Here is a 13,556-nt window from a genome sequence, read left to right as displayed (position 1 = left end):
CGCAGCGGCTTCCGACGCGCCTGTCGGAAGCCGCCATCTTGTCTGCAACGCGAGACCTGGCATCGGATCAGAATGGCGATTCGCCGCCACCGCCCATGCCGCTCATGCCGCCGGAACCTCCACCCATACCCGCGCCACTCCCGCCACTACCGCCACCACGCTTGCCGCCCGCGCGGCCGCCTCCGCTTTTTTCCGGAGAACCGCCGCCGTGTTCCGCGGCGCGCTGCAGCCGGTCGGCGATAAAGGCCTGGACGGCCTGGCGTTGCGTGTCGTCCAATGCATCGGCGACAGTCAGCCATAGTTCGCGTAGCTGGCGGCTGTCTTCTTCTGAAAGCGCCGATTCCTGATCGACTGCCCGTCCGAGATCACGCAGTTCAAAGCCGGGTTTGCTCATGTTGCGCGCCGTCTCTGTCTGCAGACGATCGCGCCGCAGTTGATGTTGGCGCACGATGGCGAGCGTCTTTTGCTCGGTCTGACGCCACAGGATTTGCTGGTTGGGGTTGAGGTTCAGTTCAGGTTTGAGTTGCTGCGCCGTGCTGATGATGTCTTCCGGGAACAGGTCCATCAGCGGCGTCGCGCGCGCCGACAGCGGCATCAATGTCAGCAAACTCAGGATGAGTGTCGCAGCGCGCAGGCAGTACGTAAAACGGTGAAGGAAAACCGGATGTTTCATTGCTTGCTTTCGTCGAACGGAAAGCTGGATTTAACCAGTTCCCCGGCGCGTCCGGCGCGGGGGAAGCAATTGGTAACACTTCGTTAAGCTGTGTAAGCGAGATGCGCGACCGGCGCAGGCGAGCGGCCGGTGTTTAGCGCGGGCCGGCCAGTTTCAGCGAGATGGCCTGGCAGGTCGCCAGCAGGGGATCGATGTAAGCGGCATGCAGATTTTCGTGCTTGCGGAAGACCGGGATGCTGATGCTGATGCAGGCGACCGGTGCGCCGTCGCTGCCGCGGATGGCGGCGCCGAGGCAAAAGATCTGCGCTTCGTTTTCTTCGCGGTCTTCGGCATAGCCGCGCTGTCCGGTCGCGGCGATTTCGGCACGCAGGACTTCCGGATCGGTGATGGTGTGTTCGGTGAATTTTTGCAGCTTGACGGCGCGCAGCAGAGCACGGCGTTGTGTTTCATCCAGCGCCGCCAGATAGGCTTTGCCGACCGAGCTTGAATAGAAGGTCACGCGCGTGCCGACGCGCGAGGTCATGCGCACTGCTTGCGGGCTTTCCAGCTTTTCGATGTAGACCATGCCGTTGTCGCTGGGCACGGCCAAATGGACGGTTTCGCGCGTGGCGTCGCGCAGCGTGTGCAGGGCATCGATGGCGGCCGTGCGGATGTCGGACTTGGCCCACGATTTGCTGGCCAGGTTGATCAGGCGCGGGCCGAGTTCAAAATGTTTGGTGCGGGGGTTTTCCACCACCATGCCTTCGGCCATCAGGGCGGCGAGGATGCGATAGACGGTGGGACGCGGATAGCCGCTCTGCACGCTTAACTGGGCGATCGACAACGGCGTTTCCTGATCGGCGATCAGTTGCAGCACCGCCATGAATTTGGAGAACGCGGCGGTGCCGGCGATCTTGGTATTCTCTTCGGCAATGGTGTCGGAAGTCGGCATGGTGAGCAGGCGCAAATGACGCAACGGTGGGGACGGCAGAGGCGCATTATAGCCGAGGGACTTTCCGGCGCCGCCATTTTGCATGACGCCGGACTAGGACACCAGATAGCCGCCGTCGACCGGCACGACGGCGCCGGTCATGAAGGATGCGGCCGGCGTGCACAGGAAGGCGGCGACGTTGCCGATGTCTTCCGGCGTGCCCCAGCGATTGAGCGGCGTGCGTTGCAGGATGGGACCGGAGCGCGCCGGGTCTTCCTGCAATGCTTTCGTCAACGGCGTCGCGATCCAGCCCGGCGCCACCGCGTTGACGCGGATGCCGTCGGCGGCATAGGCAATCGCCAGCGACTTGGTCAGTTGCGCCACGCCGCCTTTGCTGGCGCTGTAGCCCGGCACCAGGCCGCCGCCGAAGAAGCTCAGCATCGACGCCAGGTTGACGATGCAGCCCTTGCCTTCCTTCAGCAAGGGCCGCGCCGCCGAGCAGATGCGCATGGTGCCGGTCAGGTTGACGGCGATCACCTGTTCGAAGACATCGACGTCGTGTTCGGCGCCGCGCTTGATGATGCCGGCGCAGTTGATCACGATGTCGAGTTGTTGGATGCCGGCGAACAGCGCTTTGACGCTGTCTTCGGAGGCGACGTTGAGTTCGGCCAGCGTGACGCCGCTGCCTTTGAACTCGTCCATGGCAAACGGCGGCAGGCCGGCGGCGATCACGTTCGCCCCCATGGCGGCCAGCTGGCGGGCGATTGCGCCGCCGATGCCCTGCGTGCCGCCGGTGACCAGGGCGGTCTTGCCTTGGAACAGGTTGGGAGTAAATGTCATGTGCTTTCCTTCAAGGAAAAAATAAAATCATGCAGGGGCCTGGTCGCCTTCGATCGGCTTGTTCACCACGAACATGTACACCAGCGCGGCGGCAAACGCGACGGCGGCGCTGATCAGCAAGGCGTTGACGAACGAGTGGGTCTTGTCGACCACGACGCCGGTGATGAGCGGCGCCAGCGAACCGCCGAGGTAGCCGCCGAAGTTTTGCAGGCTGCCCAGCGAAGCCACCAGGCGGCGCGGAATCGCCACGCTGACCAGCGCCCATGCGCCGCCGCTGGCCATGTTGACGAAGGCCATCGCCAGCGAGATGTAGACGATTGCCATGGTAGTGCTTGGTGTGTAAGCAGCAGGAATGGTGAACGCGCCCGCACCGATCAGGCCGGCGCAGATCGGCCACTTGCGGCTGCGGATCGGCGCCATGCCGCGCTTCATCAAACCGTCGGCGATGTAGCCGGACGACAGCATGCCCAGCGTGCCGAAGATGTAAGGGATCACCACCACCCAGCCGGTGCGCGCGATGCTCAGGTGACGTTCATGTTCGAGGTAGGCAGGCAGCCATGTCAGGTACAGCCACACCATGTAGATCACGCCCATGAAGCCGAACAGCATGCCCCAGGTGGTGCGATACTTGAACAGGCCTTTCCACTCGTGCCAGGTCAGCTTGGCGTTGGCGTTTGGATCGCTGCTGTCCTCGGTGCCGTCGGCGAGATACAGGATTTCCGATGGCGTCAGTTCGACTTCATTGCGGTTGCGGTAAAAAATGTACCAGCCCACTGCGACGGCGATGCCGGCGATACCCATGATGACGAACATCATGCGCCAGCCGAACGACAGCATCAGCACCGTCAGGATCGGCGGCGCCAGCGCGGGGCCGATGGTCGACGAGGCGACGAAGATGCCGGTCGGGCCGCCGCGTTCGCGCACGGCGAACCATTCGGAAACCACTTTGGCGCCGGCCGGAAACTGCGGCGCTTCGCCGATGCCAAGGAACACGCGCGCCACCAGGAACTGATGCAGCGAACCGACGAAGCCGCCGGCCAGTTGCGCCACCGACCACACCATCATGCCGGCGCCGAGCATCACGCGCGCGCCGAACTTGTCGAGCATCGCGCCGATCGGCAATTGCGAGAAGGCGTAGGCGAGCGAGAATGCGGACAGCAGCAGGCCCATTTCCGATGCGCTCAATCCCAGCTCCTGGCTGACGGAGTGGTTGGCGATGGACAGCGTGCTGCGGTCGAGGTAATTGACGATGCCGGCAAGCATCAGGAAGGTCAGGGCGACCCACTGAATACGTTTGAGCTTGCTGCTCTTTTGGACTTCCATGTTGTCTCCAATGTAAATGTAAAGCGCTGCAGGCAAACAGCTTCTGAGCTACATCACCTGCTTGCGCCGTCTTTGCGGTGCTTATGCCGTGCTGCGATGAAAATGTCCGGCCGCTTGCGGCGGTCGGACGGGTAGTACTAATACGTTGCGCGTCCTCCGGACAAATCGAACACCGCGCCGGTGTTGAACGTGCACGAGCCGGAGCACAGCCATGCCACCATCTCGGCCACTTCTTCGACATAGCCGAGGCGGCCCATCGGGCTCTTGCTGATCATGGTGGCGACGTGCGCCGGGCTCATCTGCTCCAGCAGCGTGGTCTTCACCGCCGCCGGCGCCAGCGCGTTGACGAGGATGCCGGCGTTGGCCAGTTCCTTGCCGAGCGACTTTGTCAGCGCCAGCACGCCCGCTTTCGACGCGCTGTAGGCGGACGCGTTGGGCGTGCCTTCCTTGCCGGCCAGCGAAGCGATGTTGACGATGCGTCCCTGTCCGGCGGCGCGCATGGCGGGCACCACCGAACGGCAGGTGTGGAACACGCCCATCAGATTGACTTCAACGATGCGATGCCACTCGGCGACGTCGTATTCATCCAGCGGCACGGTCGAGCCGGCATAGCCGGCGTTGTTGATCAGGAAATCGATGTGGCCGCGCGAAGCCAGCAGGCGCTGCGTCGCCGCCTCGACCGACGCCGGGTCGGTGACGTCGACGGTGTCTTGCGCATATTGCAAATGCGGCGAATCGACGGCAGGCTTCAGGTCCCAGCAAATGACTTCGGCGCCGGCCTGCGCCAGGCGCGCGCTGATGGCGGCGCCGATGCCGCCGGTGCCGCCGGTGACGACGGCGACCGCGCCCTGAAAGTTGTAGTCGGCTTGTGCGTAGCTCATGGCGTCGTTCATTCCTTTACGTAATCAGCGCACGAACTGCTGCACGAAATCGGCGCCGAGGCCGACCTTTTCGTAATGCGCCTTGCACATGTCGAGCTTGGTGAAGACGTCTTCATAGCCCTCGAACTTGCCGAACGGATCGCAGTAGTACATCACGCCCGTGATGTGGAAGTAGGTGATCATTTCTTCGACGTCTTCCGGCACGTACAGGGTGTGGGTTTCTCCCGGCGGTTCGAATACGTAGCTGCCTTGTTCGGCAATCCAGTTGTGTTCCAGATAGCGCCAGCGGCCCTTGAGCACCATGCCGTGCACGGGCGCCGGATGGCGGTGGCGGCTCAGCACGCCGGACTTGCGCACGCGCAGCAGGTTGGTCCAGTAGCCCTGCGACACGTTCAGGCACAGCGGACGGAACCAGACGTTCTCGGCTTGCGGCACCCAGACTTTTTCATCGTCGGGAATGGCGGAGCCGACCACGATTTCCAGCGGCGCTTCTTTCGGGTTCGGGTATTGGTAGGGCATCATCTTCGATGCTTCCGGGGTGGTGGGTTGCATGCGTCTCTCCTCAGGTTTTTCAGTGATCTTGACTGCGTCCGACTATTTTTAATGTCCAATATATGGACTAATAGTCTGTAATGTGGTCACTTTGGATCAATCCGAAGAGTATGTCAAGCCGTTCACGCGGAGTCCGTGCGGGCAGATACGAGCAAGATGCACGGGCACACTGGAAGAAAAAGAAATCGGTCCAATGGTCAGACCACTGATGGCGAGGGCGGATTGTGCGCCTTAAGCGCGCCGCTGAAAAGGGAGATGAAAAAAAATCCGCAAGGCTGCGGATTTTTTCACCTGGTCAGGAAATGGTCAGAAACCGGTCAGAAACCGGTCAGAAAACGAGAGGAAGTTATACGAGCCGGATCGTGTCCACGATGACTCGTTCCGTTGCCGCCGGAGGTGTGAAGGCGTGCAGGTTTACTTGTCTTCCCACTGCACTTCCTCAAACGCATGCACGAGAAAGTCGATGGTCGCGCGCACCTTTGCAGGCAAATGCGTACGGCTCGGATAGACCGCATAGATACCCAGTTCGGCCGACATGTAGTCCGGCATGATCGGCACCAGCTTGCCGCTGCGGATATGTTCGCTCAGCATGAAGGTCGGCTGGCGCGTGATGCCGATGCCGGCCAGCGCAGCGGCGACGCAGGTGTCGCCGTTGTTGGCGAGCATGCGCACGTTGGTCTTGACGCTGACGGCGCCCTCGGGGCCTTCGAAATGCCACTCGTCCTTGTCGGCCGAGTAGCTGTAGCCCATCACCATGTGATCCTTGAGATCGTCCGGATGCCGCGGCGTGCCGTGTTTTTCCAGGTACTCGGGCGAGGCGCAGACGAGGATGCGGGTCGAAGCCAGCTTGCGGTAAATCAGCGAGGAATTCGGCAGGCGCGCGATGCGGATCGCGAGGTCGTAGCCCTCTTCGATGATGTCGACGATGCGGTCCGACAGCGTGATGTCGAGTCTGATGCCGGGGTAGCGGCGCAGCAGGCAAGGCCAGACCTTGACCAGATGCAGCACGCCGAAGGTCTGCGGCACGTTGATGCGCAGCAGGCCGGTGGGATCGGTGTTGCCGACGGTGAGCATCTGGTCGGCGTCTTCCAGCGCCGAGACGATCTGCTTGCAGCGCTCCAGATACAAGGAGCCGGCCTCGGTCAGCGACAGCCGCCGCGTCGTGCGTTGCATCAGGCGTGCGCCGAGGCGGGCTTCCAGTTCAAGAATCGTGCGCGAAACCGCCGCCTTGGAAACGTTCAGGGCGTCAGCCGCCTTGACGAAGCTGCCCAACTCGGCCACGGCGATGAAGCATTCGATTTCGCGCAGTTTGTTCAAACGATTCTCTCCGGACAGGTTCAGGCGGCGGCAGGTAAGTCCGCGAGGATGGACGACTGGACGCCGAAGGCGAAGGCATCCATGCGCAGGCTATGATACGTCGAACCGCTGTCCAGATGCACCAGTTGCGTCCAGTCGTCGGCGGCGCCCATGGCGAAGAACAAGGTCAGCAAGTGTTCATCGGTCGGATGGGTGCGCACCGAGTGCGGCGCCGCATGGCGATAGTCCAGCAGCGCTTCCAGATTGCCGGCCTGCATCTGCGTCAGGAACCATTGCAGGAATTCGATCGTATGCGGCGCACTATCGGAATCCGGATCGCTGCGGCGCAGCTCGCGCAGGTTGTGCGTGAAGCTGCCCGAGCCGACCAGCAGGATGCCCTCCTTCGCCAGCGGCGCCAGCAACTGGCCGATACGGTAGTGATAGGCCGGCGGCTGATGCGCTTGCAGCGACAACTGCACCACCGGGATATCCGCTTGCGGATACAGATAACGCAGCGGCACCCAGGCACCGTGATCGAGACCCCAGCCGTCGTCGGTCTGTGCATGCAGGCCGGCGTCGCGCAACAGGACGGCGACGCGCTCGGCCAGTTCCGGCGAACCGGCGGCGGGATAATCCAGTTCATACAGTTCGCGCGGGAAGCCGCCGAAATCGTGAATCACGCGCTGCCTGGCCAGATTGCCGACGCGCGGCGTCTGGGTTTCCCAGTGCGGCGACACGACGAGTATGGCTTTCGGCGTGGGCAGGCGCGCGCCGATGCTGCGCAACAGCGGGCCGGTCTTGCCCGGTTCAACCGCCAGCATGGGCGAACCGTGGGAAACGAAAAGCGAAGGCAGTGCGGTAGACATGATGTATTCCAATCCAAAAATCGGGCGGCAGCCCGGAGCTGCTCAGATAATCCTGTTAAGCATGCAGGTTTCTTGCGAGTCTGCAATTGCTGTCGTCCTGACGAAAGTCAGTACCCAGTGTCGTATTGACGGTTCATGACGACACTGGGTCCCAGCGTTCGCCGGGACGACTGCTAAAAATAATTGAACAGTATCGGCCTTGTGCCGCCCTGATGCTAAATTATGCAGCGTTGTTCAGACTCTTGCGCTTGACGGCGAAGGCACCGTTGCCGAGCAGGTAGACCGCGATCAGCGCGACGATCCACATGACCAGGTATTCCCAGCCGCCCTTGGGGTTGCTGAAGAAAAAGCCGTTCTTGCCGTGCACGGTGACGATGGCGCCGACCAGATCGATGGCCAATGGAATTGCCAGCAGGTCGCCGTAGAAACCGATCACCAGCGCGACGCCGCCGACCACTTCGAGCAGGATGACCAGGTAGGCGAGGAAGCCGGGCAGGCCCAGCGATTCAAAGAAGGCGGCGGTGCCGGGCAGGGTGAAGACGAAGATCTTCATCGCGGCGTGGGCCAGGAAAAACAAACCGGACGTCACGCGCAGCAGGAAGGCGGCGTAGTCGGCTTTGGTATTGGCGATAGTGGTGGTCATGTCAGCTCCCAAAAAGAATGAAGTCGTGATTGACTTCGTTGAGAGCAACTTTAAGGAAAAGCGAGCCGGTGATAAATAAGGCGCAGCGGGATGAATTGTCTCGATTGTATTGACAATCATCCCGCTGATAACGCTTAAGCCTGATCCGGTTTGGGTTTTGCCGCTTCACGGCGATTGAAGCCTTCCACCATGTCGAAACGGAACAAACGGCATTCCAGGGCGCCGTTGAAGAACGGCGTCTTGCGAGCTTCTTTCAGGCGCAACAATTTCGGCAGGCCGAGGTCGGCCGAGAACAGGAATACGCTCCAGCCGGCGAAACGCTGCTTGAGCGTGGTGCCGAAGGCGCTGAAGAAGGCGACGAACAGCTCGTCGGTCGGCACGGCGGCATCGCCGCGCACGCTCAGACGCTCGCCGTAGGGCGGGTTGGTCAGCATGATGCCGGTGGTCGGATTGCCATTGCCGTCGACGGGAGGTTTGACTTCCTGCGCTTCGATCTGCTTGAGCGGCACCTCGAACTGAATGCCGGCCTTGCGCAGGTTGTTACGCGCGATGTTGACCATGTCGCCGGAAATATCGCTGCCGAAAATCGTCGGCACGGTCGGCAAGGGATTCGGCTTGAAGTCGCCCTTGATCGCCAGCCAGGCTTCGGCGTCGAAGTTGTCGAATTTTTCAAACGCAAAACGGCGGCGTGCGCCCGGCGGGATGCCGGCCAGCATCTGCGCCGCTTCGGCCAGGATGGTGCCGGAGCCGCACATCGGGTCAAACAGCACCATGCCGGGTTTCCAGCCGCTGGTGCGCAACAGGCCGGCAGCGAGATTTTCGCGCAGCGGCGCCTCGCCGGTATCATCGCGCCAGCCGCGCTTGAACAACGCTTCGCCGGAAGTGTCGAGATAGATCGTGAAATTGTGCGCGTCGAGGAAGCCTGAAATGCGCATGTCCGGCGTCTTGGTATTGACCGACGGACGTTCGTCGAAACGTTCGCGGAAACGGTCGCAGATGGCGTCCTTGATTTTCAGCGTGGCGAACTCGAGGCTGCGCAGCGGCGACTTGACTGCGGTGACGTCGACGCGGATCGTGTGCGACACCTCGAACCAGTTTTCCCACTCCTGTTCGAGGGTCATGTCGTAGATGTCGTTTTCGTTCTTGTAGGAACCGTGCGCCAGGCGCAGCAACACGCGGCTGGCGATGCGCGAGCGCAGGTTCAGCTGGTAGGCGCCGATGATCGTGCCGGAGCAATGCACGCCGCCGGGAACCTGGTTGTGTACTTTCAGATTGGCGTCGGGGCCGGCCAGCTGGGCGATTTCGTTGAGTTCTTCCGCGAGTGCGACTTCGAGGCCGCGCGGGCAGGGGCAGAAATAGGAATAGTTGGTGCTCATGAGGGGTACCTTTTGTCCGTTGGGGGAGAGTTGATGCCTGTGCACACAACACGCCGTCGTCCCGGCGAACGCCGGGACCCAGTGTCGTATTGCGGTGTGTTTCTTCCAGCGATGCCGACGGCATCTCCCGATCGGCGCCGCTGGATTCCCGCGTGCGCGGGAATGACGAAATTTCTTACTGCCTTTGTTGAAGCAAATTACTTTTCCGCAAACGCGCGTTCGACGAAATCGAGTCGATCCTGACCCCAGTAACCTTCGCCGTCAACCACAAACCATGGTGCGCCGAAGACATTGGCGGCGGTGGCTTCTTCGCTGAAACGGTCGAACTCGGCCTGCACGCTGGCGGTCTCGGACGACTTCAGCAGGCTGGCGCCGTCATGGCCGAGGCCGTTGGCGATCGCCAGCAAGGTGTCGGTGTCGGCGATGTTCTTTTCTTCTTCCCAGATCGCGCGCATGACGGCGCCGGTCAGTTCGAGCGCGGCGTTGGTGCCGTGCGCCAGCTGGGTGGCGATGATCAGGCGTGCGGCGGCGTCGCTCTGCACCGGGAAGTAGGTCGGCTGCAGGTTCATCGGCAGGCCGAGGAATTTGCTCCAGCGCGCCAATTCCTTGAGGCGGTAAGCTTGCCGTTGCGGCGCGCGCTTGGCCAGCGGCAAGCCGCCGGACTGGCCGAAGATCTTGCTCAGGTCGAACGGCTTGAGCACGACCTGCACGTCGTATTGCTTGGCCAGGGCGACAAAACGCGCGTGTCCCAGATAGGCGAAAGGAGAGTGCGGCGCGAAGAAGTATTCACATACCTTGCCCATGAAGGACTCCGTAATCAAAAAGAAAAACGTGGATCAAAAAGATCAGAAAGGTTTGACGACCACCAGAATCACAATGGCCAACAGCAATAATACCGGGACTTCGTTGAACCAGCGGAACCAGGTGTGGCTGCGCTTGTTTTGACCGTTCTCGAACTTCTTGAGCAGCGAACCGCAGGCATGGTGATAGCCGATCACCAGAATCACCAAGCCCAGCTTGGCATGCATCCAACCGTTGCCGGGGCCTTTGCCGATGCCGATCACCAGATACAGGTACAGGCCCAGCGCGATCGCCGGAATCGCCAGCATGGTGGTGAAGCGGTACAGCCGGCGCGCCATGCCAAGCAGGCGTTCCTTGACGACGATTTCCGTTTCCTGCGCCAGATTGACGAAGATGCGCGGCAGATAGAACAGGCCGGCGAACCACGAGGCGATGAATACGATGTGCAGGGCTTTGATCCAGAGCATGAAGCTTCCTTTGGCGACTAGCTGTTAAGGGGAACGACGCGTGTTTATGCTTACTGGCGCACTTGTCCTTGTCCCAGCACAACGTATTTCAATGATGTCAGGCCTTCCAGCCCGACCGGGCCGCGTGCGTGCAGCTTGTCGTTGGAGATGCCGATCTCGGCGCCGAGGCCGTATTCGAAACCGTCGGCAAAACGCGTCGAGGCATTAACCATGACCGAGGCCGAATCGACTTCGCGCAGGAAACGCATGGCGCGCGTGTAGTCTTCGGTGACGATGGCGTCGGTGTGCTGCGACGAGTAAGTGTTGATGTGATCGATCGCTTCGTCCATGCCGGCGACGATTTTCACCGCCAGGATCGGCGCCAGGTATTCGGTGCGCCAGTCTTCTTCGACGGCTTCCTTCAGCAGCGGATAACCGGCCAGAATCCGGCGGCTTTCGGCGTCGCCGCGCAGCTCGACGTCCTTGGCGCGATACAGTGCGGCCAGCTGCGGCAACACGTCCGCCGCAATGGCGCGCGCCACCAGCAGGGTTTCCATGGTGTTGCAGGTGCCGTAGCGGTGGCATTTGGCGTTGAAGGCGACGTCCAGCGCTTTTTGCCGCTCGGCCTTGTCGTCGATGTAGACGTGGCAGATGCCGTCCAGATGCTTGATCATCGGCACCTTGGATTCCTTGATCAGGCGCTCGATCAGTCCCTTGCCGCCGCGCGGCACGATGACGTCGACGTAGTCGGTCATCGTGATCAGCGCGCCGACGGCGGCGCGGTCGGTGGTCTCGACCACTTGCACCGCGTCTTGCGGCAAGCCGGCGCCGGCCAGGCCTTCCTTGACCAGTCTTGCCAGCGCCTGGTTGCAGTGGATCGCTTCGGAACCGCCGCGCAGGATGGTGGCGTTGCCGCTCTTGATGCACAGGCCCGCGGCGTCGACGGTGACGTTCGGACGCGCTTCATAGATGATGCCGATGACGCCCAGCGGCACGCGCATCTGGCCGACCTGGATGCCGGTCGGGCGGTATTTCATGTTGGAGATTTCACCGATAGGATCGGGCAACGCGACGATCTGTTCCAGGCCTTCGGTCATGGTGGCGATGGCTTTGTCGGACAGCGTCAGGCGGTCGAGCATGGCGTCCGACAAGCCGTTGGCGCGCGCGGCGGCCAGGTCTTGCCGGTTGGCGGCGCGCAGCGTGTCGGCATCGCGGCGGATGGCGGCGGCGATCAGCGCCAGTGCGCGGTTCTTGGCGGCGCTGTCTGCCTTGGCCATGGCGCGCGATGCCTTGCGGGCGCGCTGGCCGATGTCGGTCATGTATTGGTTGATGTCGATCGTCATGATGGTGTTCTCGAAAACTAAATTCAGTAGCCGCGCGCGAGCTTGAGGCCCAGCTGCGACAGCGCATCCCAGGCATCGCCGGAAAACGCCTTTGCCCGCAGACCCTTGACCATCTTGTCGATCTGCGCGGCTTCCTGCAGCGCGGTCTGCAGCGTGGCCAGGCTGATGCGGCGCAACGCCGGCTCCATCAGCTTTTCGCGCGGGCCCCAGATGCGGTATTCCTTGAGCAGCATGCCCAGCTGCTTGCCTTGCGTGACACCGGATTTGAGCTTGAGCAGCGTGCGCACTTCTTCGGCCACGGCCCACAGCACCAGCGGCAAGGCTTCGCCTTCGCCCTTCAAGCCATCCATCATGCGCATGAGACGCGCGGCGTCGCCCGACAGCATGGCTTCGTTGAGCTTGAAGACATCATAGCGCGCCACGTTCAGCACGGCGTCGTGGACTTGTTCGAAGCTCAGCTTGCCGGTCGGGTACAGCAAGCCGAGCTTCTGAATCTCTTGATGCGCGGCGAGCAGGTTGCCTTCGACGCGGTCGGCGATGAAGTCCATGCACTGGCGGTCGGCGCTCTGCTGTTGCGCGGCGAGGCGGTTGGCTATCCAGCCGGGCAGATGCGCGCGCTCGACCAGCGGAATGTCGATATATACGCCGGCCTGCTGCAAGGTGCCGACCCAGGCCGCCTTGGCGGTGGCCCAGTCGAGCTTGGGCAGGCTGATGATGGTCAGGTTGTCCGGGTTCAGGTTGCCGGCATATTCCTGCAGCGCCTGGCCGCCGTCCTTGCCGGGTTTGCCGGTGGGGATGCGCAGCTCGATCAGTTTCTTGTCGCCGAACAGCGATTGCGACTGGTTGGCGGCGAGCAACTCGCCCCACTTGAAGCTGCGTTCGACGACCAGCACGTCGCGTTCGGTGTAGCCGTTGGCGCGCGCTGTCTTGCGGATCTTGTCGGCGGCTTCCAGCGCCAGCAGATGTTCGTCGCTGGCGATGACGTACAGCGACGACAGCGATTTCGCCAGGTGCGTGTCGAGCGCGTCTAGCCGCAACTGCATCTGTTATTCCTCGATGGTTTCGTCGACGCCGGTTTTGGTCGCGGACATGCGGCGCAGGATCTGTTGCACCAGATCGCTTTGCATGTCGCGGTAGAGCAGGGCTTCTTCGGCTTGTTTCGCCAGTTCCTGATTCGGATCGTAAGTCACGTCGCGCTTCAGGGTCATCTGGATGGGAGCGATTGTGACTTTCCCGGTCTGGTCCTTCACCAGGAAGCTGAAGCGTTGATACAAACTGTACTCGCGGACCTGGCCATTGCTGTTCAGGGTGAGAATTTTCTTCTCGGTGGTGTTGGCGAGCACCTGCATGACCGCTTCCGCTTCGGTGGCCTTGTCGACGACTTCGACGCCGCTGGCGCGGATGTAGCGCTTCAGCTCCGTGCCCAGCGACGAGTTGTCGGGAAAGCCGAGGTAAATCGACTTGAACGGCAGCTTCGCCGGCCCGCGCATGTGAAAGCCGCAGGCGCTGAGCATGACCGCGGCCAGCAGCACCAGAAACCATTGCAGCACTTTGCGTCGGTGAAGTTGAAATGGCATGTATCTATCCGTGGTCAGGTTCGTGAGCG

Annotated in this window: 15 protein-coding genes; all 15 read right to left on the bottom strand. The window is 61.9% G+C overall.

Features of this window, described 5'->3' with window-relative positions; genetic code table 11:
• Nucleotides 1-67: 67 nt before the first annotated feature.
• A complete protein-coding gene (locus PMI16_RS25960; protein ID WP_007881116.1) occupies nucleotides 68-673 on the bottom strand; it encodes a hypothetical protein in 606 nt (201 codons plus the stop codon).
• 133 nt (nucleotides 674-806) lie between these two features.
• On the bottom strand, nucleotides 807-1,604 hold the full coding sequence (locus PMI16_RS15455; protein WP_034380796.1) for an IclR family transcriptional regulator: 798 nt from the start codon (nucleotides 1,602-1,604) through the stop codon (nucleotides 807-809).
• A gap of 93 nt (nucleotides 1,605-1,697) precedes the next feature.
• Nucleotides 1,698-2,423, bottom strand: a complete 726-nt coding sequence (locus tag PMI16_RS15450; RefSeq protein WP_007881114.1) for an SDR family NAD(P)-dependent oxidoreductase — start codon at nucleotides 2,421-2,423, stop codon at nucleotides 1,698-1,700.
• 27 nt (nucleotides 2,424-2,450) lie between these two features.
• Nucleotides 2,451-3,746 carry an MFS transporter gene (locus PMI16_RS15445; protein ID WP_007881112.1) on the bottom strand — a complete coding sequence of 432 codons (1,296 nt, stop codon included), beginning with the start codon at nucleotides 3,744-3,746 and terminating at the stop codon, nucleotides 2,451-2,453.
• 137 nt (nucleotides 3,747-3,883) lie between these two features.
• On the bottom strand, nucleotides 3,884-4,627 hold the full coding sequence (locus PMI16_RS15440) for an SDR family oxidoreductase (RefSeq protein WP_007881110.1): 744 nt from the start codon (nucleotides 4,625-4,627) through the stop codon (nucleotides 3,884-3,886).
• A 24-nt stretch (nucleotides 4,628-4,651) separates the two neighbouring features.
• Complete coding sequence (locus tag PMI16_RS15435) at nucleotides 4,652-5,179, bottom strand: 2,4'-dihydroxyacetophenone dioxygenase family protein (RefSeq protein ID WP_007881109.1); 528 nt, start codon at nucleotides 5,177-5,179, stop codon at nucleotides 4,652-4,654.
• A 414-nt stretch (nucleotides 5,180-5,593) separates the two neighbouring features.
• Complete coding sequence (locus tag PMI16_RS15430) at nucleotides 5,594-6,496, bottom strand: LysR family transcriptional regulator (RefSeq protein WP_007881108.1); 903 nt, start codon at nucleotides 6,494-6,496, stop codon at nucleotides 5,594-5,596.
• 20 nt (nucleotides 6,497-6,516) lie between these two features.
• Nucleotides 6,517-7,341 (bottom strand): dioxygenase family protein, encoded by an 825-nt coding sequence (locus PMI16_RS15425; protein WP_034380793.1) that lies wholly within the window; start codon nucleotides 7,339-7,341, stop codon nucleotides 6,517-6,519.
• Nucleotides 7,342-7,561: 220 nt separating this feature from the next.
• Nucleotides 7,562-7,984 (bottom strand): DoxX family protein, encoded by a 423-nt coding sequence (locus tag PMI16_RS15420; RefSeq protein WP_007881106.1) that lies wholly within the window; start codon nucleotides 7,982-7,984, stop codon nucleotides 7,562-7,564.
• A gap of 134 nt (nucleotides 7,985-8,118) precedes the next feature.
• Nucleotides 8,119-9,360, bottom strand: a complete 1,242-nt coding sequence (locus PMI16_RS15415; protein WP_007881105.1) for a THUMP domain-containing class I SAM-dependent RNA methyltransferase — start codon at nucleotides 9,358-9,360, stop codon at nucleotides 8,119-8,121.
• A gap of 197 nt (nucleotides 9,361-9,557) precedes the next feature.
• Nucleotides 9,558-10,163, bottom strand: coding sequence for a 2-hydroxychromene-2-carboxylate isomerase (locus PMI16_RS15410; RefSeq protein ID WP_007881104.1), 606 nt, complete (start codon nucleotides 10,161-10,163; stop codon nucleotides 9,558-9,560).
• A gap of 42 nt (nucleotides 10,164-10,205) precedes the next feature.
• A complete protein-coding gene (locus PMI16_RS15405) occupies nucleotides 10,206-10,628 on the bottom strand; it encodes a CopD family protein (RefSeq protein ID WP_007881101.1) in 423 nt (140 codons plus the stop codon).
• A 50-nt stretch (nucleotides 10,629-10,678) separates the two neighbouring features.
• Nucleotides 10,679-11,950, bottom strand: coding sequence for a glutamate-5-semialdehyde dehydrogenase (locus tag PMI16_RS15400; protein WP_007881100.1), 1,272 nt, complete (start codon nucleotides 11,948-11,950; stop codon nucleotides 10,679-10,681).
• A 23-nt stretch (nucleotides 11,951-11,973) separates the two neighbouring features.
• Complete coding sequence (gene holA / locus PMI16_RS15395; RefSeq protein WP_007881099.1) at nucleotides 11,974-12,993, bottom strand: DNA polymerase III subunit delta; 1,020 nt, start codon at nucleotides 12,991-12,993, stop codon at nucleotides 11,974-11,976.
• A gap of 3 nt (nucleotides 12,994-12,996) precedes the next feature.
• On the bottom strand, nucleotides 12,997-13,527 hold the full coding sequence (locus PMI16_RS15390) for an LPS-assembly lipoprotein LptE (RefSeq protein ID WP_007881098.1): 531 nt from the start codon (nucleotides 13,525-13,527) through the stop codon (nucleotides 12,997-12,999).
• Nucleotides 13,528-13,556: the final 29 nt, after the last annotated feature.

This window comes from Herbaspirillum sp. CF444 (assembly GCF_000282135.1).
Classification (GTDB): domain Bacteria; phylum Pseudomonadota; class Gammaproteobacteria; order Burkholderiales; family Burkholderiaceae_D; genus Herbaspirillum.
This window is presented reverse-complemented; position numbering and strand designations above follow the sequence as displayed.